This is a genomic window from Synechococcus sp. 60AY4M2 (assembly GCF_002760375.1).
In the GTDB taxonomy this organism is placed as follows: Bacteria; Cyanobacteriota; Cyanobacteriia; order Thermostichales; family Thermostichaceae; genus Thermostichus.
In genome coordinates this window covers 1,840,305-1,859,535 of record NZ_AUMZ01000001.1, presented here as the reverse complement: position 1 = coordinate 1,859,535, position 19,231 = coordinate 1,840,305, and the positions used below count along the sequence as shown (strand labels likewise).

At 60.1% G+C, this 19,231-nt stretch carries 18 protein-coding genes, 1 tRNA gene and 1 pseudogene; 15 read left to right on the top strand and 5 right to left on the bottom strand.

Going from position 1 to position 19,231, the window contains the following annotated elements; all coding sequences use genetic code 11:
• Window positions 1–233, top strand: a pseudogene (locus SYN60AY4M2_RS14440) (RNA-guided endonuclease TnpB family protein); the annotation flags it as partial.
• A gap of 114 nt (window positions 234–347) precedes the next feature.
• Here the strand turns inward: SYN60AY4M2_RS14440 and SYN60AY4M2_RS08130 are convergent.
• Both SYN60AY4M2_RS08130 and SYN60AY4M2_RS08125 read right to left on the bottom strand, forming a co-directional pair.
• On the bottom strand, window positions 348–1,421 hold the full coding sequence (locus SYN60AY4M2_RS08130; protein ID WP_240527782.1) for a sporulation protein: 1,074 nt from the start codon (window positions 1,419–1,421) through the stop codon (window positions 348–350).
• Between the two features lie 195 nt (window positions 1,422–1,616).
• Window positions 1,617–2,033, bottom strand: a complete 417-nt coding sequence (locus tag SYN60AY4M2_RS08125; protein WP_099812686.1) for a hypothetical protein — start codon at window positions 2,031–2,033, stop codon at window positions 1,617–1,619.
• 97 nt (window positions 2,034–2,130) lie between these two features.
• Between SYN60AY4M2_RS08125 and recJ the strand changes: the two genes are divergently transcribed.
• The 9 genes from recJ (at window position 2,131) to SYN60AY4M2_RS08080 (ending at window position 10,712) form a co-directional block, all read left to right on the top strand.
• Window positions 2,131–4,593: a single-stranded-DNA-specific exonuclease RecJ gene (recJ, locus tag SYN60AY4M2_RS08120; protein ID WP_240527781.1), complete on the top strand. Its 2,463-nt coding sequence runs from the start codon at window positions 2,131–2,133 to the stop codon at window positions 4,591–4,593.
• Between the two features lie 22 nt (window positions 4,594–4,615).
• Window positions 4,616–5,281 carry a metallophosphoesterase gene (locus tag SYN60AY4M2_RS08115; RefSeq protein ID WP_011431599.1) on the top strand — a complete coding sequence of 222 codons (666 nt, stop codon included), beginning with the start codon at window positions 4,616–4,618 and terminating at the stop codon, window positions 5,279–5,281.
• 50 nt (window positions 5,282–5,331) lie between these two features.
• Entirely contained in the window at window positions 5,332–5,925 is a 594-nt protein-coding gene (gene rdgB / locus SYN60AY4M2_RS08110; protein ID WP_011431600.1) for an RdgB/HAM1 family non-canonical purine NTP pyrophosphatase, read from the top strand.
• A gap of 192 nt (window positions 5,926–6,117) precedes the next feature.
• Complete coding sequence (locus SYN60AY4M2_RS08105) at window positions 6,118–7,239, top strand: hypothetical protein (RefSeq protein ID WP_099812685.1); 1,122 nt, start codon at window positions 6,118–6,120, stop codon at window positions 7,237–7,239.
• A 15-nt stretch (window positions 7,240–7,254) separates the two neighbouring features.
• Complete coding sequence (tmk, locus tag SYN60AY4M2_RS08100; RefSeq protein WP_011431602.1) at window positions 7,255–7,869, top strand: dTMP kinase; 615 nt, start codon at window positions 7,255–7,257, stop codon at window positions 7,867–7,869.
• Window positions 7,870–8,058: 189 nt separating this feature from the next.
• A complete protein-coding gene (locus SYN60AY4M2_RS08095) occupies window positions 8,059–8,979 on the top strand; it encodes a CHAD domain-containing protein (protein ID WP_240527780.1) in 921 nt (306 codons plus the stop codon).
• Between the two features lie 91 nt (window positions 8,980–9,070).
• Window positions 9,071–10,141: a spermidine/putrescine ABC transporter substrate-binding protein gene (locus SYN60AY4M2_RS08090; RefSeq protein WP_240527779.1), complete on the top strand. Its 1,071-nt coding sequence runs from the start codon at window positions 9,071–9,073 to the stop codon at window positions 10,139–10,141.
• 39 nt (window positions 10,142–10,180) lie between these two features.
• Window positions 10,181–10,465, top strand: coding sequence for a glutathione binding-like protein (locus tag SYN60AY4M2_RS08085; RefSeq protein ID WP_099812683.1), 285 nt, complete (start codon window positions 10,181–10,183; stop codon window positions 10,463–10,465).
• Between the two features lie 76 nt (window positions 10,466–10,541).
• Entirely contained in the window at window positions 10,542–10,712 is a 171-nt protein-coding gene (locus SYN60AY4M2_RS08080; RefSeq protein ID WP_011431605.1) for a chlorophyll a/b-binding protein, read from the top strand.
• A gap of 212 nt (window positions 10,713–10,924) precedes the next feature.
• On the opposite strand, the gene SYN60AY4M2_RS08075 is transcribed toward SYN60AY4M2_RS08080, so the two are convergent.
• Complete coding sequence (locus tag SYN60AY4M2_RS08075) at window positions 10,925–15,508, bottom strand: response regulator (RefSeq protein WP_099812682.1); 4,584 nt, start codon at window positions 15,506–15,508, stop codon at window positions 10,925–10,927.
• Between the two features lie 546 nt (window positions 15,509–16,054).
• Here SYN60AY4M2_RS08075 and SYN60AY4M2_RS08070 point away from each other — a divergent pair.
• Window positions 16,055–16,348, top strand: coding sequence for a hypothetical protein (locus SYN60AY4M2_RS08070; protein ID WP_240527778.1), 294 nt, complete (start codon window positions 16,055–16,057; stop codon window positions 16,346–16,348).
• A 42-nt stretch (window positions 16,349–16,390) separates the two neighbouring features.
• Here SYN60AY4M2_RS08070 and SYN60AY4M2_RS08065 read toward each other — a convergent pair.
• Window positions 16,391–16,473, bottom strand: a tRNA-Leu gene (locus tag SYN60AY4M2_RS08065).
• Between the two features lie 121 nt (window positions 16,474–16,594).
• On the opposite strand from SYN60AY4M2_RS08065, the gene tgt reads away from it, so the two are divergent.
• The 4 genes from tgt (at window position 16,595) to SYN60AY4M2_RS08050 (ending at window position 18,951) form a co-directional block, all read left to right on the top strand.
• Complete coding sequence (tgt, locus tag SYN60AY4M2_RS08060; RefSeq protein ID WP_099812681.1) at window positions 16,595–17,698, top strand: tRNA guanosine(34) transglycosylase Tgt; 1,104 nt, start codon at window positions 16,595–16,597, stop codon at window positions 17,696–17,698.
• A 101-nt stretch (window positions 17,699–17,799) separates the two neighbouring features.
• Window positions 17,800–17,949 (top strand): hypothetical protein, encoded by a 150-nt coding sequence (locus SYN60AY4M2_RS14435; protein ID WP_240527777.1) that lies wholly within the window; start codon window positions 17,800–17,802, stop codon window positions 17,947–17,949.
• Between the two features lie 3 nt (window positions 17,950–17,952).
• Window positions 17,953–18,411 carry a hypothetical protein gene (locus SYN60AY4M2_RS08055; RefSeq protein ID WP_240527776.1) on the top strand — a complete coding sequence of 153 codons (459 nt, stop codon included), beginning with the start codon at window positions 17,953–17,955 and terminating at the stop codon, window positions 18,409–18,411.
• A gap of 63 nt (window positions 18,412–18,474) precedes the next feature.
• A complete protein-coding gene (locus SYN60AY4M2_RS08050) occupies window positions 18,475–18,951 on the top strand; it encodes a hypothetical protein (protein ID WP_240527775.1) in 477 nt (158 codons plus the stop codon).
• On the opposite strand, the gene SYN60AY4M2_RS08045 is transcribed toward SYN60AY4M2_RS08050, so the two are convergent.
• Window positions 18,936–19,231, bottom strand: a 296-nt coding sequence (locus SYN60AY4M2_RS08045) for a transposase (RefSeq protein ID WP_206336917.1), incomplete at its 5' end; no start/stop codon positions are given. The two genes, SYN60AY4M2_RS08050 and SYN60AY4M2_RS08045, sit on opposite strands and share 16 nt — an antisense overlap.

Here is a 19,231-nt window from a genome sequence, read left to right as displayed (position 1 = left end):
ACACCAAGTTGGGTGGCGCAAAGGTGTTTAGATGCCCAAAGTGCAACCATAGGCTACCACGAGATTGGCAAGGCGCTCTGGGTGTTATGCTCAGGGCTTTGCGGGATACCGCCTTTCTGTTTGGACTCCGTCCGAGTAGCGCGGTCGCGTCAGCGTCGCGTAGTGACAACGGAAACGGACAGAATGCTATCGCTTCACCGCTGAGCAGTAATGCTCAGCAGTGTTCAGCGTAAATGTATCAGCTATTCCCAACAGCCGCGAAACGGTTCCTAATCTCCCCTCTCCCTGAGGGAGAGGGGCTGGGGGTGAGGGAATCCCTGAGGGAGAGGGGCTGAATCCGGCTGCCGCTACTCGACGGGCAGGATGCGGGCGTCAAACCCTGCTTCAGCCAGAGCACGCCGCGCCTGTTCGGCATTGGCCCGTTGCCGGTAGGTGCCCACCTGAATCACTGAGCCGCGCACAAAAGCGTCAGGGGCAAACTGCTGGAGCTTGGGCAGCGCCTCTGCCCCGGCGGATACCACCACCCAAAATCCGCCCGTGCCTTCTGCGCGCAGGGATGCGGCAGAGGGGGTGGGATCCTGAACCAGAAGCGGTCGAGAGCGGCGCAGATCGGCGGGGAAGATCCCGGCTTCGTAGCCTTGGTCGGCCAAGTACCGCACCTGTTCGGCGGCAGCAGCGGGGTCGGCAAACCCGCCGGTGCGCACCACCCGCAGGTCGTCGTAGATCAAGGGCAGGGATCCCTCTAGCAGTTGTTGGAGTGCAAGCCATTTTTCACCGCTGGGATCGGCCACCAACACCCAGTAGCGCTCCCCCTGAGGTGGGTTGGAGTCGGGATCCCCCACAGCTTCCTCTCCTGCCAACGACACCGCCACCGCCGGCAGGCCCTGGGCGGTCAGCCAGCGGGCCTGATCCTGCGCCAGCGACAGGCGGGAGAAGGTGCCCGTCTGCAAAGCCGCCTGGCCGCGGTATTGCACCACAGCAGCCCCTGGAAAGAAGCGGCGCACCCGCTCTTCCAGCCGGGGATCCCCAGTAGGGTTGGGCACTTGGGTGGCAAAGGGCCGCTGCGGATCGAAGGGGGGAGCCGTTGGCGCTGGCGGGGCAGGACTGGGGGAGGGAGCGGGAAAAGCGGGCGGCAGGGGCGGATCCGTCTCTTGGCGGCTCACCACCCGCACCGGCAACCCCAGCCGTTCCAATTCCGCTTGGCGGCGTTGGGCGTGGTTGCGGTTGATGAACGTCCCCGCTAAGATGAACACTTGTCCATCCCCTTGCACGAAATAGGCGTCCGGCACCTGGGCGCGCACCTTGGCCAGCTCGGCTGCCCCATCGGCCAACACGTGAACTTGGTAACGCGTCAGCGCCAGAGCAGCAGGCAGGGCGAGGGCAAAAGCTGCCAGAGATCCGGCCACGAGCGCCGTCGCCATCGCCGGTCGCAGCCAAGGGACGCATGGAAGGAGGCCTGTACAAGTCGTCCCCCCTGAGGCAAGCCACAGGCGAGCAATCCATCTGCGGCGGTTACGCAGCCCAGCGTTCACGGGAGAAGCGCAGATTTAGTGTACCTCTAGTATAGACACGCCGCTGGCCGAGGAGGGTTTGACAACCCCTGTCACCTGCGGTCTTCAGAAGCGACGGCGACGATAGCGCTGGCGACTCGGTCGGCGGAGGGCCGGGGATCCCCCCAGAGCAAAGCGGATGATCTCCGTCTTGTACTGCTGTGAGCCCTCCGTGTAGCGGGCAAGCTGGATGGCGGATCCCTGGCCGGAGGGGAGGGCTGGCAGAGACTGCTCCGGCGTTGCGGCTTCGATGGCGATGAAAAACCGCAAGCGCAGCAGCACCTCCAATTTAGACAGTCGCTCGGTCTGTTCGGGCACGAGGCGGCCCAGAGAGATTTGGAGGCGCGGCCCGCGTCGCCGGGATCCGGGGCGGCTCCAGAGCTGTTGGGCCAACGTCCCCAGAGAGGCCTGCTCAGGAGATTTGACCAACAGCTTCAGTCCCGCCAAGGGGTTGAGGCCATAGGTAAGCAGCAGAGAATACATGGGCAGCGGACTGAGGAGCAGAGAGGCGTTTTTGGGTTAGGGTCAAAAGATAGCTCATAGGCCAACTGTAGCACTGCTACCCGCTATCTGAAGACCGATGGCCATGGCCGGGATCCCTGACCAACGCTGGCTGTTTCAGCCTGTGAACCCACTGGCTGCCCAGAGCTTGGCTGAGGCGGTGGGGGTCTCGCCCGTCTTGGCTCAGATCTTGCTCAATCGCGGCCTCTCCAGCCCTGCTGCCGTGCAGCAGTATTTGCAGCCGGATCCCGTCCACCTGCCCCCGCCCAGCCAAGATTTTGCCGATTTGCCGCTGGCGGTGGAATTGCTGGAGGGGGCGATTCGCCGACAAGAGCCCATTGCCATCTGCGGCGATTACGATGCCGACGGCATGACCAGCACGGCTCTGCTGCTGCGGGCGCTGCGGGGCGCTCCAGTGTATTACCGCATCCCCAGCCGCCTCAGGGAGGGCTATGGCCTCAACAACCGCATGGTGCAGGAGCTGCACCGCGAGGGGGTACGCCTCATCCTCACCGTGGACAACGGCATTGCCGCCCATGCGCCCATCCAACTGGCCAAAGAGCTGGGCTTGACGGTGATCGTGACGGATCACCACGACTTGCCCCCCCAGTTGCCCCCTGCCGACGCCATCCTCAATCCCAAACAGCTCCCCCTCTCTTCTCCCTATCGGGGGATGGCCGGGGTGGGGGTGGCCTACCTCCTGGCCCAGGCCTTGGCAGAGCGCCGCGGGGACGAACATTTGGAGCGGGTGGCGCTGGAACTGTTTACGGTGGGCACCATTGCCGATTTGGCGCCGCTGACGGGAGTTAACCGCCTTTGGGTGCGGCAGGGGCTGGCTCTCTTGCCCACTTCCCAGGTGGCCGGGATCCGCGCCCTCTTGGCGGTGATGGGAATGACGGGATCCCCAGAGGAGCTGCGGCCAGAGTGGGTAGGGTTTGGCCTGGGGCCGCGCATCAACGCCATTGGGCGGATTGGCCGACCGGAGCTGGGGATCCAGTTGCTGACCACCGACGATCCGCAGCAGGCAGAAAAACTGGCCCGCCGCTGCGAACGCCTCAACCAGGTGCGGCAGCAGATGTGTGGGCGCATCGAGGCGGAGGCCCTGGAGCAAATCGCCCGGCAAGGGCGGGATCTGCAGCAAGAGCGAGTGTTGACGATTTTGGGATCCCCGCAGCAGCGCTGGCACAAAGGGGTAATTGGCCTGGTGGCCTCGCGGCTGGCGGAGCGTTTTGGCTGTCCGGTGTTTATCGGCAGCCAGTCGCCCCAGGGGGAGATTACCGGCTCGGCGCGGCAGGGGATCCCGGAGTTCGACGTGTTTCAGGCGTTGGAGTTTTGCAAAGATTTGTTCAGCAAACACGGCGGCCACCCGGCGGCGGGGGGATTTAGCCTGAGGGCGGAAAACTGGCCTCTTTTGGAAGAGCGGCTTCGGCAATTTGCCCAACAGCGGTTGCAGCCGGAACAAATCCGTCCCCTGGTGCAGATCGACGCGGAGGTGGCACTGGCGGATCTCACCTTCGACCTCTACCGCGAGCTGCAGCGGTTGCAGCCCTGTGGCATCGGCAATCCGGAGCCGGTCTTTTGCAGCCGCAACCTGCAGGTGTTGCAACAGCAGCGATTTTGCCCACAGCCTGCCCAAAGGGGGGAGGATACCCCCGGCCACCTGAAGCTGCTGCTCCGGGATCCCGTCAGCCGGGGCCTAGACGGGGCAGGATCCTCACTTGCTGCCCCAGCCAAAGCCCGCAGCCGTCCCCTGTGGGCCATTTGGTGGCGAGGGGCCGCCGCCTATCCCCTGCCGGCGCAGATTGACATCGCCTACACCCTCAAGGCCAAAAGGTGGGGGGAAGAAACCCAACTGGAGCTGGAGATTCTTGGGATCCGGCCTGCCGCAGAAGCCAGCTCTGCCGATCTTTCGCCCGCCGCCGTCGCTCCCACCCTCTCCGATGCCAAAGCTGGCGCCCAGGCAGCACCCTCCCCCCTGCTGATCTACCGCCCTGCCCCCCAGCCCACCCAACCGCTGCGTTGGCAGGCTGTATCTCGATTTTCTGCCCTCCTGCCCCAGGCGCGGGGAACGATCCTCCTCTACGGCTTCCGGCGCCCTACGTTTGTCCTGCCACCGAAGCAGCATCCCTCCCTGACCCTCCACTACGACCGCCCCCAAGCTGGCCATCGCTACAACCAACTGTGGCTGTGGAGTTGGCCTCCCTCTTTGGATCACCTCAAGTGGTTGCTCTCCTGCACTCCCGGCGACGCGCTGCTGATTGTCCTGCACCACCAGGCGGTGCCTCTGCCCTCCGCCGCTGCCTTACAACGGCAATTGCGCCACTACCTGCAAAACCAAGCCCAGGTGGATCTGTTACGCTTGGCCCAGCAATGGTGGCTGTCGCCAGCGCTGTTAGTGGCCGGCCTGCGCTCCCTGGGGTATGCCTGTCCAGAGTTTGGCCCGACAGGATCTTTGGAAGAGGAGCTGGAGGCCCAGCGGGCCTGGTACCGCAGCTCTTGGCAACAAGTGGCTGCCCTGCTGCAGGGATCTCGTCCGCAATAGACCCCTCGCTTCCCGCCAGCCTATGGGAATTAAACTGCTCCTCGGCTCCGACTACCACGGCAACGACCGGCTGATCCGGCAGGCCCTTGACCATCTGCCCCAAGTGGATGCTTACATCAACTGCGGCGATTTCTGTTCCAAGGCCGGCAAGCCCTCCTGCAAAGCCACTCAAGGCTTTCACCCCACAGCCCAAGCCGAGGTGGCCCAGTTGCAATCTTTTCTGGCGGCGGTGGACAGTCTGGGCAAGCCCTGGCTCTTTTTGCCCGGCAACCACGATCCGGCAGCCTCTGTTCTGGAGCCGCTGGCTGGCAGTTGGGGGCGGGCGATTACCCAGTCCTGTTGCTTTGAGTGGCTGGGGCTCCAAGTGCTGGCGGTGCCCTGGACTCCCCCCTGTGGTTGGAGCTGGACCCTCACCCGCAGCCATCTGCAGGAGCTGCTCACCCTCTACGGTCAACCTCCTCGCCCCATTGACCTGTTGCTCAGCCACGCGCCGCCGCGGGGCCTGTTGGACGAAGGCGGAAAATGGTACCACCGCCGCATGCCCACCTTGCGCCCCTTGGTGGATCACCTGCAGCCGCGCTACTACATCTGCGGCCACATGCACTGGGACGGGGGCAAGGTGGAGCGGTGCGGATCCACCCTGGTGATCAACACGGCGCTGCACAACATGGTTCTGGAAATCCCCTGAGCCCCTGGGCAGCCCCCCCACTGTCTGCTGGTTTCCCCTAAGATACCCTTATGGCACGCCCCTTGATCTTGGCCAGCAGCAACTCCGGCAAATGGCGGGAGTTCAGCACCTTTTTTCAGCTCCATGCCCCTGCCTGGGAGCTGCGCCCCCTGCCTGCCGAGCTGACTGTGGAAGAGAGCGGCAGCACCTTTGCCGAAAATGCCCTTCTCAAGGCCAAGGCCGTGGCAGAATCGCTGGGGGAGTGGGCCATTGCTGATGACTCCGGCCTGGCGGTGGCAGCCCTTGGCGGCGCCCCCGGGATCCACTCCGCTCGCTATGCCCCCGACGATGCCGCCCGCATCCAGCGGCTGCTGAGGGAGATGGAAGGGATCCCCAACCGCCAAGCCAGCTTTCACTGCGCCATTGCCCTTGTCGATCCCCAGGGCCAGGTGCGGGCCTTGGTGGAGGGCATCTGCCACGGGGAGATCCTGGCTCAGCCGCGGGGCAAGGGAGGGTTTGGCTACGACCCCCTCTTTTGGGTGCCCGAAGTGGGGCTGACCTTCGCCGAGATGAGCCCGGCGCAAAAAGAAGCGGTCGGCCACCGCGGCCAGGCCCTGAGAGCCCTGAAAGAACAGCTCCTCATCTTGGAGCGCAGTCTAGGCTAGCTTGAAGGTACGGCTGCATTCTCCACGAGGGGGGCCGAGACAATGGCAGCAGCCTGGGCCAGAAAAGGTTTCACGAGGCCGCGGGGGGGATCCCTTGAACCCTAAGGCTGCAGCTCTGTGGATCCTACCTGTCAAAAGGTTTCCTCGGTACAGGAAGATGGGAGTGCCAGTTTTGCGTTGGGAGCCTGAAGAATGACCTTCTCTGAGGAGCGCGATCCAAGCCGGGATCCAAACCGTATTCCAGACTCAACGGCTGCTGCCGGCGAGGGAAGCCGCGGCCAAGCTCCCAACAGCCCAGAGTCCCAAGGCCGGCGTTCCCCGCCCCCCTTGCCGGAGGACGGCTCTACTCCCTCCACTGGAGGTGCCGAAGACTGGCTAGAGGATGAGGAGAGGCAAAACGATGGCAAGACGTCCGCTGCTCGTCTCTCTGGGCGCGGAGGACAGAGGGCCAGCTCAGCCCGAGAAGCTGCCGCCGGATCTTCGCGGGGTGCCGAGACGGAGTCCTCTCGGCCCCGGCCCAGCCGTGCCGGACAAGCCTTGGTTCCCCGGCGCCCTATCTCCAGCAACTGGGGTTACGACGGATCCGCCCGCTCTGCCGCCTATGCCGGCTCCTACCGGAGCGACTCCAGCCGTTCTGCAGCTTACGGCTACACCCCCAGCTACGGGGGCAGGGGGGGATATGGAGGGGGAGGACGCAGCAGCAGCTCTTCAGGGGGAGTCTCCTCCTCAGATCTGACCATCCTGCTGGTGGTGGCCCTGCTGGCCTTCTTCGGCGGGTTTGCCATCCGCAACATCTTTGCCGAGTCGGGCGGCTTTGACGATGAGCGCCCCATCCGCGCTGCCAATGTGCCGGCGGCCTTCCGGGATTTTTGCTTTGCCTACAACGGCACGGCTTCCTTTACCGTGGTGCAACTGACCAGCGTCTCTGCCCTCACCATGGCTTCGGTGCCCATTTACAAGATGGACACCTGCACCATCCCTGTCAGCCAAACGGCCAATGCCCTCCAAGCTTTGGGCATCCGCGGGCGGGCAAACACCTTGGGCCCGCAACTGGGCGGATCCAACCTCACCCTGATCCAGATCCCCTTGGCCAGCAGCTTGGCCCGCGCCGTCTACAACCAGTTTCCCAGCTTAGCCACTCAGGGTAATGAGGCCCAGGTTTTGTCCCAACTGGAAACCGCCGTCAACAACGCGCTCCGCTCCAACGTGGAGGGGCTGGCCCTGCAAAACCTGGAGCCCACCAACATCCCCGACGTGTACGTGATGGTGCCGGGCCACTCCTTTGATTTGCAACCGCAGCTTAATCTGCGCTAGCCCCCTGACGGCGCCGTGTTCATTACTCTAGAAGGCGGGGAGGGGGTGGGCAAAACCACCCAGCAAGCCCTCTTGGCCGAGCGGCTGCAACGAGAAGGCTACGCCTGCGTGTCTACCCGCGAGCCGGGAGGGACGGCGCTGGGCGAAGCGCTGCGGGAGCTGCTGTTGCACGGGGATCCCTTGACGCCGCTGGCCGAGCTGCTCCTGTACGCTGCGGATCGGGCTGAACACGTGAACAAGGTCATCGCGCCGGCTCTCGCGGTGGGACAAGTGGTGATCTGTGATCGCTTCACCGATTCCACCTTGGCCTACCAGGGCTACGGTCGAGGCCTGAACTTGGAGCAGATCCGCCAGCTCAACCACTTGGCCACCGGCGGGCTGCAGCCGCAGCTTACCCTGTGGCTGGATCTTGCTCCCGAAGTGGGGCTGGCGCGCTCCCGTCTTGGCGACAAGCTCGAACAGGAGCACCTGGAGTTCCACCGCCGGGTTTACCGCGGATTTCAAGCTCTAGCCGCCGCAGAGCCGCAGCGGATTGTCCGCATTGACGCCGGGGGATCCCCCCTGGAGGTGGCTGCCCGCATCTGGTCGGTGGTCAAGCCTCGCCTGCTGGCAGCAGTCCCAAGGCCCTAGACGAAAGGTTAAGATTTGGTTAAAAAGGGGGGAGCAGGGGGCGGCTCAAGCTAGCCTAGGTAGGCTAGGGCAGGGGAGTTTGCCGCTCTTTGGAGTTGTTGTCGTGGGTAGAGAAGACTTGCGGTGGACATCATTGCTGCTGAATCGAAAACTGAGAGCCTCGGCAAGACGGAGTCCTCGGAGTCACTCTTGCTCTCGTCTTCAAGCTTGCCCCCGCTAGCTGCTTTGGCCCACCAACTGCTGAGCCAGCAATGGCAGCGGCTGCAGAAGCATGTGGGGAGAGTGCTCAAGCACCACCCGGAGGCGGCAGAATCCCTTCATCAGATCCGGGTGAGCTTGCGCCGCATCGGCACCTGGGTGGAGGTGTTTCAGGGATCCCTGCGCCTGCCCAAGCCGCTCAGGCCCAAACGTTTGCGAAAGTTGATCAAGACGCTGGGCCAGCAGCGGGATCTGGACGTGTTGCTAGAAATCCTCCACGAACCCTGTTGGCAAGGGATCCCGGCAGACCAGCAGGCGGAGCTAGAGAAGCTGAAGGAAAAGCTGCAGCGGCGCCAAGCTCAAGCCGAGAAACACTCCCGCCGCATTCTGGCAGAGGAGGACTTCCTGAAGTTCCAGGCTGCTTGCGAAGAGTGGCTGGTTTCTCCTCGCTACCGGCCTGCGGCCCAGCTTCCTGTGCAGGAGAGCTTGCCCCATCTTTTGGCGCCGCTAGTAGCGGCGTGGTTCCTGCAGCCGGGTTGGCGGATCCCGGCCTTCCCCGAAACCGAAGCTCAGGCTGAACAACTGCATGACCTGCGCAAAGCCACCAAACGCCTGCGCTACCAGCTAGAGTTTTTTGCCCCCTTCTACGGAGAGACCCTCCAAAGCTGGGTGAAGGCCCTCAAGCGTCTGCAGGAACAGTTGGGCCGCTTTAACGACTTGCAAGTTCTCCAGGCCCAGCTACCTGCCGACTCAAGCTTGCAGAACTGGCTGCAGGAACAACAGAAGCTGGCTCTCCAAGATTGGCCCACGCAGCAACAGCGTTACTGTAACCCTGCCGAGCAGCAGCGGCTATATCAGTTGCTCTTCTTGGTTGGGGAGAACAGCAACGGGGAAGTCCAGGTGGTAGGCTAGAGCAGGGGTTTGAACTGCAGTTGGCCGGACAGGATCGCTCCAGATCCATGGCTAGGTGTAAGGGCGACGTCCAGCTCCACTAGGTTTGAAAATGCCCATGAAAAAGAGAATTGCCACGGCCGTTGCTTTGCTCTGCTGTCTACTGGCCCTACTTTTCTTTTGGCGCTTAGGAACTGCTGCCCGAAAACCAACCCTCCAACTCTACATCTGGTCGGAATACATTGACCCAGCCATTCTCACGGCCTTTGAGAAAGCCACTAACAGCCGCGTAGTGGTGAGTGTGTACGAGTCCAACGAGGACATGATTGCCAAGCTGCGGGGGGGCGGCGTCAGCCAGTACGACATTGTCGTGCCCACCGATTATGTGGTGCCCAACATGGTGGAGCTGGGCCTGCTGCAGCCTCTCAACAAAAACCTCATTCCCAATCTCCGCAACCTGGACGAGAAGTTTGTCGGCTTGCCCTTTGACCCAGAAAACACCTACACCGTTCCCTACCAGTGGGGCACCACCGGCATTGGCTACCGCAAAGACCGCCTGCCGGAAAACTTTGAGCGTTCCTGGGGGCTGATCTTTGATCCTAAGCAGCAGTACGGCCCCTTTGTGATGATCGACGAGATGCGCTCTATGCTTGCGGCTGCCGCCTTCTACCTGGGCTTTGACCCCAGTACTACCGTTCCCGCAGAGCTGCAGCAGATTCAGGAGCTGTTGATTCAAGCCAAACGCCGCAGCGCCGGTCTCATTGGCGGGGTGGGCGGCAAAAATCAACTGGTCTCCGGGACAGCCAATGTGGCGGTTGTCTACAGCGGTGATGCCCTGCAAGCTGCCGAAGAAAATCCCAACATTGGCTACTTTGTCCCCCGCGAGGGCGCCCACATTTGGCTTGACGTGATGGCTATCCCTGCCAAAGCTCCTAACCCAGAGCTGGCCAACCGCTTCATCAACTTCATTTTGGATGCCGAGGTCGGCGCTCAACTGAGCAACTACAACCGCTTCGCCACCCCCAACGCCGCAGCGCTGCCCATGATCAACCCAGAAGATCGGCAAAACCCGGCCATCTACCCCGATGAAGAAACCTTTGCCAAACTGGGCTACCTCAAGGTGCTGTCAGGGGAAGAGCTGCGCCTCATCGACGCCCTCTGGACAACGGTGAAAAGCAGGTGATGTACCCCTGTCTCTCGTGCTGATGCGTAGACGCGGCGCTTGTTTGGGGTGGTGGCACGGGTCTTGGCCGAGTCGGAGTACCTGGCGGGCGACTACTCCATCGCCGACATTGCCAGCTTCCCCTGGATGCGAGGCTACCCACGGCAGGGGCTGAACATCGAAGAGTTCCCCAACGTCCAACGCTGGTTGGCGGCCATCGAGGCCCGCCCCGCGGCGCAGAAGGGCCTGCAACTGCTGGCAGAGGCGCGCCGATCCCCCGACCAGCCCCTCAGCGACGAGGAACGGCAAGTCCTGTTTGGCGACCGCCAATACCAAAGGCGCTAGGCTAAAGAGGGGAAGTCGAACTTGTTAGCTCTCGACACAAAACTTGACAGTTTTTAATACTTGAGCCACATTGGAGATGTCACCCACTGATGGAGTTAAAACCATGGAGAACCAAGAAGCTAAGTTTGGCTTTACCCCCTTTGCCGAAAAATGGAATGGCCGTCTGGCGATGTTGGGCTTTGTGATTGGCGTGGCCACCGAGTTGCTGACCGGCCAAGGGATCCTCTCTCAAATTGGCCTGATGTAAGCCCAACCCGCCCGATCGATCGGGTTGAAGCACTAGCTAGATACTGTCTGCCCGGCTGTCCTCTCCCAGATTGATCAAGCAGCCGGGCTTTTGCCGCAATTTCGAGCCAGAACGAGGCCCAAACAGCTGCACCAATTTGCTCCTCTTGATCCCCATCTCCCCTCTCCCTTTGGGAGAGGGGCTGGGGGTGAGGGCGACAAGTCTAAGAAGCCCTAGGCCTCCAAATCCTGCAAGTACTGGCGAATGTCGGCCAAGATCCGCTCCAGCTCCTCCAGCTTCTGGGAAGCGCTGGCCCAGGCTAGCTCATCAGCCTGGGATCCCTGCTGGGCCAGTTGCACCCCCAGGTGCTCGAGCTCGCGGGCTGCTTGAGAAAAGGCATGGGCCCCCACGTTGGCGCTGGCTCCCTTGAGGCGGTGGGCAATTTTTCTCAAGTCTTCAGCATTACCCGCTGCAACGGCTTGGCGCAGCCGCGGCAACAGGTTCTGGCAATCCTGGACGAACACCTGCAGCAGCTCCCGCTGAAACTGGCTGTCGCCGCCCGTAGCCCGCTCCAAGTAAGCCGAGTCGATGGGATAGGGCAGCGTGGGATCAGAGTTGCCGCTGGCACCCTTAGGAGAAGGCGGAGCGGGCGAAGCCACCTCGGAGGTAGGCCCATTGGCTGCTCCTAGTGCGGAGGAGGCGATCTGGCGGCTCCAGTAGTTGATCACTCTCTCCAAATCCTCCTTTAGCACCGGCTTACTGAGATAGTCGTCCATCCCTGCTTGCAGGCAGCGCTCCCGATCCTCGTGCATAGCGTTGGCCGTGATGGCAATCACCACGGTGTGGTGGCCAGATCCCCGCTCCCGCTGGCGCAGACGGCGCGTGGCCTCGTAGCCGTCCATCACCGGCATTTGGCAATCCATGAGAATAAGGTCATATCTGACCTGCTGTAGGAGATCCAATACCTCCTGACCATTGGCCACCACATCGGCCTTGTAGCCCAAACTCTCGAGCTGGCGCAAAGCCACCTTTTGGTTGACGGGGTTGTCTTCTGCTAGCAGGATGCGCAGCGATTGACGGGGACGATCCTCCCTGGGGGTCGTCTGAGGGAGGACGGGACTCATTCCCAAGAGCGAAGTGGATAAACCAGAAGATTTCCCCAGCGCCATGACCAGCGCTTCCTGCAGACGGCTTTGTTTTACCGGCTTAACCAAGTAGGCGGCAAAGCCGATTTCGGCAGCGCGGCGGGAGTGCTCCCCCAGTCCCAGGGAGGTCATCATCACCAGTTGCGTCTCGGCCAGTTGTGGATCTGCCTTGATCCAGCGGCCCAAGGTCTCCCCATCCACCTCTGGCATTTGCATATCCAAAACGGCCAGGGGGAAGGGTCTGCCTTCCCGAACGGCTTGGCGCAGTTTGTCCATAGCCTGATAGGCATTTTCGGCCTCTTCCACCACCATTCCCCAAGCCGTGGCCTGGCAGCGCAGGATCTTGCGATTGGTGGCATTGTCGTCCACTACCAACAGCCGCTTGCCCTGCAAATCCACCGGGACACGAGCAGAAGGCTGGGCAAGCTGCTGGGCATAGGGCTGCCGCTCCAGGGTCAGCTCAACGCTGAAGGTGCTGCCGCGGCCCTCCTCGCTCTCTAGGAAAATCTTGCCCCCCATCAGCTCTGTCAGTTGCTTGCAAATGGCCAGGCCAAGTCCTGTGCCCCCGTACTTGCGGGTGGTGGAGGCATCCACTTGGGTAAAGGGCTGAAACAGCTTGGCTTGGGCCTCCTTGGGGATCCCGATCCCTGTATCCCTTACCGAAAGCCGGAGCTGGACGTGGGTGGTTGTTTCCTGCATCAGCTCGGCCTGGATGACCACCTCCCCTTGATGGGTAAACTTAATGGCATTGCTTACCAAATTGTTGAGGATTTGCCGTAGTCGCGACGCATCCCCCCGCAGATAGCGCGGCACTTCCGGCGGCATGAGCACTGCCAGCTCCAATCCCTTGGCGTGGGCAGTGGGGGCAAACAGATCCGCCACCTCTTCCAGACACGAGCGGAGATCGAAATCTAGGATCTCCAGCTCCATTTCCCCGGCCTCCAATTTGGAGAAGTCCAGGATGTCGTTGATGAGGGTGAGCAGCGCATCGCCGCTGACGCGGATGGTCTCTACAAAGTCCCGCTGTTCTGCATTGAGGGGGGTCTCCAGCAGCAGGCCCGTCATCCCCAGTACCGCGTTCATGGGGGTGCGGATCTCGTGGCTCATGGTGGCTAAGAAGCTGCTTTTGGCCTGTGCAGCCTGCTCAGCTGCTTTGCGGGCCTGCTCCAGCTCCAGGCTGCGCTTTCTCTCCCGTTCCAAAAGGGCTGCCTGGGTGAGGGCAATGCCAATTTGGTTGGCCAACTGCGACAGCAGCTCCATCTCAAACGGCTGCCACTGACGCGGGCCAGAGCACTGGTGGGCCAGCAACAACCCCCACAACTGCTGCTCCAAAAACAGCGGCACCACCAAGTTGGCCCTGACCTGCATTTTTTGCAGCAGCTCTAGGTAACAAGGCTCCAGTCCTTCACTTTCCACATCGCTAACAACGCGAACGCGGCCCTGGCTGTAGAGCTGGGCGTACTTTTCCTGAAAACAGGGATCCTCGATCACCTCTCCCAGCAAGGAGGGGATCCCCGGCTGAGTTTTCTCTTTGGAGATGATCCCAGAACCATCCGGCTGGAAGCGGTAGACCAAGACTCGGTCGGCTTTGAGCAGGGCTTGGATTTCTGTTACCGTCGTCTCTAGGATCTCGGCGATATCCAAAGATTCGCGGATCTTCAAGCTGAGATTGGCTAGCAACTGAGCCCGGCGGTTTTGCCGCTCCAATTCCTCTGCCGCTTTCTTCTGCTCAGTAATGTTGCGGAAGATGCCTCGCGTAGCCACCATCACTCCATCTTCAAAGCGGCAGTTGACATTGCCCTCCAACCAAACAGTTTCACCAGTGGCCGTGAGGAAAGCTGTCTCTACCCTCTCCAGTTTCTCCCCCGATAGAAGCTTCTGGAAAAGAGCCTGGCAGTGCTCCCGGCAGTCGGGATGGAGAATGTCGAAGAGGGTCATTTGATAAACTTGAGCTTCGTCATAGCCCAAGGTCTCTTTCCAAGCGCGGTTGACATATAAAAAGTGCCCTTCAGCATCCACGCTCTGGATGAGGTCGCTGGCATTTTCAAAGAGATCCCGGTAGCGCTCTTCGCTTTCTTTCAAGGCCAGCTCCGCCAGCTTGCGGTCGGTGATGTCGATGCCGGTGCTCATGAGAAACTCTGCCTCACCGTTGGCACCGATTAAGGCGGTATTGGTCCAGTCAATCAGCCGCAGTGCCCCTTGCTTGGTGCGCCAAAAATTCTCATGGCGATTCAAAAAGAGGGAATAGTTGCCCTTGAGCTGTTCAAAAGCTTGCTTTACACTGGGCACGTCCTCCGGTGGGATCAAACCTAAGTCCCATAGCAGCCGGCCCTTGACCTCTGCCAGCGAGTAGCCAGAAAGCTGCTCGGCAGCGCGGTTGAAGCGCAAAATGTGTCCCTCAGGATCCAGAACCACCACCAGCGCCCCTGCCGTATCGATAACCGCGTTGGTAAAATCTCGCTCTTGCTTGAGGGATCGCTCTGCCTTTTCCCGCTCAGCACTTTCTCGGCGAATGAGGGAGTAAACAGCAGCCAAGATGCAGTAGGTAAACGTTAGACCCGCTAGCAGGATGGCATTGGTGCGGCTCCAGGCTAGCTGAAACTGATCGCTACTTTGCTGCAGCCAGCGGTGATCTTCCTCTTCTAGCGACGCTACCACGTCGACAATCCGCTGCCTCAATTTTTCCTCTTCCTGACTTTGCAGCGCTTCTTGAACCGCAGATAGCTCCCCTTGCTTCCTCAGCTCAATCAAATCATGGTTGAGTTTCAGCCACGGCGCCAGCAGCAGCTCTAGCCGGCTCAGGTGCTCTTGCTGCACGGGATCCAAGGCCGCAAATTCCTGTAGCCGATTCAGAAGAGCAAACAGCGAATCGGTGCTTGTCTGATAGCTCCGTAAGAAGCTCGCATTGCCTGTAAGGAGATAGCTGCGCTTGTGGACTTCTGCGGCCTGCACTTCTCTTAGCAGCTTCTCTAGAACCTCGTGCTCTTCTAGAAGCTGGGTTACCTCCCTGTTGATCTGGGGCAGACGGGAAGCAGCGCGGTGGGCGGAGTAGGCGATCCCTGCCAAGATCAGGGCAGCCAGGCCAAAACCAGCGGTAACTTTGAGGAGAAAGCGGTTTTTGCGGGCAGGTTTAGTATCCCCCGACTTAGGCAGCAGACGCGTCTGAGCCAGTTCCCTCAAAGTACGGCGCAGCTCCAACTGAGCTACTACCTGATGGGCCAGAGCCTTGAGCTGCTCCAATTGCTCCGGCCTAAGCTGCCGAGGCTGATAATCGACAACGCAAAGCGTGCCCAGGGCCTGCCCTTCTAGAGTTACCAAGGGAATGCCAGCGTAAAAGCGAATGTGGGGCTCTTGAGCGACAAACGGGTTATCGGCAAAGCGGGGATCCTGAGTGGCATCGGGCACCACCAGCGGCTCTTTAGGCGACAAGATGGCGTGGGCGCAGAAGGCCACATCCCGTGGGGTCTCCTGCACATCGACGCCGAATTTGGCTTTAAACCACTGGCGGTGTTCGTCGATAAGGCTGACCAGAGCAATGGGCGTGCCGCAGATGTGGGCAGCCAGCCGCACGAGTTCGTCAAAGCTGTTCTCAGGAGCGGTGTCCAAAATCTGATACTGCCGCAGGGCAGCCAGCCGCTGCTCTTCGTTGGGAGGGAGGGGGGCCTTAGGCATAGGTCAAACTAAGCGGAGAGGAAGGGTTCCGATCCACCGATCTCGGAGGTCGATAGTCTCAAGGTAAAAGAGGTAACCCCAGCATAACTTCCAAGCCTCTCCACCGGAAGCTACAGGGATCCGATCCCCAAACCAGCTTCCCGTTGGTTCGGTTCGCTACATTTTCACCACGCCTGCGTCAGCTACTCTAGCTCCTGCAAACGAGCCAAAATAAGAGTCTGAGCCGTGGCCCGTCCAGAGCCGCCGCGGGCAGAAGGGAAAAAGACTTACCGGATCCCAGTTTCAGTATTTATACTGATGTCAAAGATGAGAAAGCTTAATAATCTTCCTCTAATGCATTTGGTTTCACTTACCCTATAAATAATCAAATCCTAACATTTTTAAGCAAGCTTCGAGTTGAAATTTCTCAACGGAAGACTTACTATAGAGCGACGAGCTTTGTAAAGGGGGAATACTCTCAGTCATGCAAAAACTCCAAGACAGTTTGGTAAAAGCTCTGAGCATCGATGGAGCACTGGGGTAGCGCTGGGGGATTGGAAAACCGGGATGTGCCTGGGATACAAGGGTACCAACAGCCCTGCCTTTCCCGAAGCTAATCTAGAGCTGGCTGTTGCCGGAAACACAGAGGTGATCCGCGCTAAGATGCGAGCTGCGGAGTCCCTTGGATTCACTGACAGAATTGAAGAGATACTTATCATTCTGGAGACTCAGTACCACCTGATGTATCTACTCAGGAATATACCTGGCTTGTTTTTCTATCTGGCCCTGGATCGAGAGAAAGGAAACCTGGCCCTTGCCCGTATTAAGCTGGCTCAAATTGAAAAGGAGCTGACTCTGTAAGAGGAAGTAGAGGTGAAGCCAGAGATCTTAGCTGTACTTAGATGCGGAACCGGGGACTTGAACCCCGATGGCATTGCTGCCACTAGAACCTGAATCTAGCGCGTCTACCATTCCGCCAGTTCCGCGGTGATCTATAAGGATGCCCAAGGAAAGGGATCCTTGTCAAGGTCTGAGGCGGGCTTTGGAAGGGGATCCTGCCCTTATGCTAAGCTCGGCTGCGCACTCACTGGATCCAGAGCGCTAACTTTGGCAGCTTTTACCTTTGTTTGCGAGGGCACTTGTCCCAATACCCAGGCGCGGGCAGGATACTTCATTACCCCCCACGGGGAGATCCCCACCCCCTGCTTCATGCCGGTGGGGACTTTGGCCAATGTGAAAACCCTCACCCCTGCCCAACTCAAGGAAACCGGCGCCCACATTATCCTCAGCAACACCTATCACCTCCACCTCCAGCCTGGCGAAAGCATCATCCAAGAGGCCGGGGGGCTGCACCGCTTCATGGCTTGGCCGGGCCCCATCCTCACGGATTCGGGCGGCTTTCAGGTCTTCAGCCTCAGCGCCATCCGCCAAATCGACGAGGAAGGGGTAACGTTTCGCTCGCCCCGCGATGGCCGTCTCATCCGTTTCACCCCGGAGCTGTCTATCCAGATCCAAAATGCCCTGGGGGCAGACATCATCATGGCCTTTGACGAGTGCCCGCCCTATCCTGCTAGCCCTGAGGCGGTGGCGGCAGCGGTGCGGCGGACTACTCAATGGCTGAAGCGCTGCGTGGAGGCCCACCGCCGCTCAGACCAGGCTTTGTTTGGCATTGTCCAGGGCGGGGTTTACCCGGAGCTGCGTCGGCAGGCAGCAGAAGAAGTCTGCCGGCTGGATCTGCCCGGCTATGCCATCGGCGGCGTCAGCGTGGGAGAGCCGGTGGAGCTGATGCACGCGGTGGTACGACAAACAGCTCCTCTGTTGCCGGCGGATCGCCCCCGTTATCTTATGGGGGTAGGCACCTATGCCGAGATGCGGGCGGCAGTGGCTGCCGGCGTGGACTTGTTTGACTGCGTCATTCCCACGCGCTATGCCCGCCACGGCACCGTGATCAGCCGCGGCCAACGCTGGAACATCAAGAACGCCGAACACCGCCGCAGCCTGGATCCCATCGATCCCGACTGCCCCTGCTACACCTGCCGCCACTTCAGCCGCGCCTATTTATGCCACCTCATCCGCGCCCAAGAGATCCTGGGCTACACCTTGCTTTCCATCCACAACATCACGGAGCTGATGCGCTACACCCAAAAGATGCGCCAGGCCATCCTGGAAGGCAAATTTCATGAGAACTGGGATCCGTGGCGCGAGGGCTGAGCCTCCTCGGAAAGCTTCGTCAATATCAGTAAATGTTCGTGGGTTAGGCTTCCTAATCGCTACAATGAGCGAAGAACCTAGTCTTAACCTCGGAGAGGAGCATGGCTATTCGCACCCTGCAAAGTGTAATTGAGCAGCATATTCCTGGGCTCCCTGGCCTCATCGCCGTCTTGGTAGGGCGGGTCACGGATGGCAAAACGGTAGCCAAAGTAACTTACGCCCGCGATGCCCAGGAAGAACAGGCGCTGTAACTTTTGGGCACCTACGCCAGCGATTTGCTCCAAGCCAACAACCGCCTTTGCCAAACGGTCAGCCCTGAGGAGGAGACGGATTACCTCACAACGGGCTCATCTCATGTGCGGGTGATCCTGAAGTCTTTCCCCAAAAGTCCCTACTTTGTTTTGTTTTTGACCCGCTCCATCACCGACCTCAAAGCAATTTCAGAGCGGATCAAAGCTATCCTCATCGACGGCAAACCGCTGCTGCCTCCTGTTCAAGACGGCACCCTATCCACTGCTCAGGCTTTGATTAGCTACGCCAAGCGCTACGCTCCGGATCCCAACTTTGTCATGCTGCGCTTGTCCCTAAAAACGGGCATTGACCGCATCCGCCTAGAAAAAGGCACCCTAAACCCCCAGGAGCTCCGCATTCTCCACAAAGCGGTATCTGAGGTATTGGGGGTAGAGCGCTTGCCTATTGCCTTGCCTAGCTAAAGGCTAAGGTTGTAGAAGTCGTCAACTGTTGCCCCTTCCTATCGCCTCGAGCTCAAGCCACCTATGTTGGAGCATCTACGCCTTGACCGCGAGCGCAAGCTCATTTCTCTCTTTGGCGAGCCGGTGATTTTCCACTGCCACCACTACAACCTATTCCTGCAGCAGACCATTGAGGATCCCGACTGGATTGACGGGGTGAGCATCCTGCGCAAGGCAGCTCAGGAGATCTTCTACAGCTTGCTCCAAGGTGCTTTTAAGACTTTGGGAGTGCAGCAGGCAGCAGAGCGGCTGGCGGTGGCATCCCAGGTGTTCAGCTTTCTCGGCTTGGGGCGACTGGAGCTGCAGGCCAGCCCCAGCGGCGGCGAAGCCCAGCTCACCCACTCCCACTACGCAGAAGGCTGGCTGAGCAAGTACGGGGATCAGCTCAACCGCACCCGCCCTATCGACCACTTGGCCGTGGGCTATGTGGCAGCGGCGCTGGATGCCACTTTTGCCGAGCTGGGCAGCTACAGCCTGTTAAGGACTCAAGGGGTACAATAGCAGCACTTAGCAAACCAACTTCGGAAGGAGGATGGATTGATCAGTAGTAAAGAAGTCTTCACTATCTGCTCCATGCTATATTTCCCAATTCTGCAAAGCTGCCGAGTAAAATGCTTCAATACTGACCACATCATCTCAATGGGATTCAACTCCGGCGCATACACAGGCAGGTATAGGATTCGTGCTCCTGTCCCCCTAATCAATTCCTCAACTTCCCGACTCTTGTGGATATTCAAATTGTCCATAATCACAACCTTCCTCGCATCTAGCTTCGGACATA

Excerpts from the sequence above, each read along its gene's own strand:
- SYN60AY4M2_RS08130 (WP_240527782.1), bottom strand. The coding sequence starts at position 1,421 with ATGGCGACGGCGCTCGTGGCCGGATCTCTGGCAGCTTTTGCCCTCGCC.
- SYN60AY4M2_RS08125 (WP_099812686.1), bottom strand. The coding sequence starts at position 2,033 with ATGTATTCTCTGCTGCTTACCTATGGCCTCAACCCCTTGGCGGGACTG.
- recJ (WP_240527781.1), top strand. The coding sequence starts at position 2,131 with ATGGCCATGGCCGGGATCCCTGACCAACGCTGGCTGTTTCAGCCTGTG.
- SYN60AY4M2_RS08115 (WP_011431599.1), top strand. The coding sequence starts at position 4,616 with ATGGGAATTAAACTGCTCCTCGGCTCCGACTACCACGGCAACGACCGG.
- rdgB (WP_011431600.1), top strand. The coding sequence starts at position 5,332 with ATGGCACGCCCCTTGATCTTGGCCAGCAGCAACTCCGGCAAATGGCGG.
- SYN60AY4M2_RS08105 (WP_099812685.1), top strand. The coding sequence starts at position 6,118 with ATGACCTTCTCTGAGGAGCGCGATCCAAGCCGGGATCCAAACCGTATT.
- SYN60AY4M2_RS08090 (WP_240527779.1), top strand. The coding sequence starts at position 9,071 with ATGCCCATGAAAAAGAGAATTGCCACGGCCGTTGCTTTGCTCTGCTGT.
- SYN60AY4M2_RS08080 (WP_011431605.1), top strand. The coding sequence starts at position 10,542 with ATGTCACCCACTGATGGAGTTAAAACCATGGAGAACCAAGAAGCTAAG.
- SYN60AY4M2_RS08075 (WP_099812682.1), bottom strand. The coding sequence starts at position 15,508 with ATGCCTAAGGCCCCCCTCCCTCCCAACGAAGAGCAGCGGCTGGCTGCC.
- SYN60AY4M2_RS08070 (WP_240527778.1), top strand. The coding sequence starts at position 16,055 with ATGTGCCTGGGATACAAGGGTACCAACAGCCCTGCCTTTCCCGAAGCT.
- SYN60AY4M2_RS14435 (WP_240527777.1), top strand. The coding sequence starts at position 17,800 with ATGGCTATTCGCACCCTGCAAAGTGTAATTGAGCAGCATATTCCTGGG.
- SYN60AY4M2_RS08050 (WP_240527775.1), top strand. The coding sequence starts at position 18,475 with ATGTTGGAGCATCTACGCCTTGACCGCGAGCGCAAGCTCATTTCTCTC.